The sequence below is a fragment of the Cellulomonas sp. GbtcB1 genome (assembly GCF_019091725.1).
GTDB lineage: Bacteria > Actinomycetota > Actinomycetes > Actinomycetales > Cellulomonadaceae > Cellulomonas.
On record NZ_JAGXJG010000416.1, the window covers coordinates 1 to 246 of the forward strand.

1 protein-coding gene is annotated in these 246 nt (G+C 72.8%); it reads right to left on the reverse strand.

Annotated elements, in window-relative coordinates; translation table 11 throughout:
• Window positions 1-246: alpha-galactosidase (locus KVT14_RS20895; protein WP_217617348.1), on the reverse strand; the 246-nt coding region annotated here is incomplete at both ends.

A 246-nucleotide genomic window follows, 5' to 3' on the forward strand; every position in this document is an offset into this window, starting at 1 on the left:
GCGGGACCAGCACCGACGTCCAGCGGTGGATCTCCTGGCGGTCGAGCGGGTCGTTGGTGTCCGCCGGCCAGTACCGGTCGACGCGGTCCAGGATCCCGAGGTCGACCCGGCCGCCGCCGGGCGCGCAGGACTCGATCTCGACGTCGGGGAACTCCTCCCGGAGGGCGTCGAGCAGCGGGTACAGGGCCTCGGTCTTCCGGTGCGCGGAGCCCCCGAGCAGGTCGCGGTTGTGGTCCCACTTCAGGT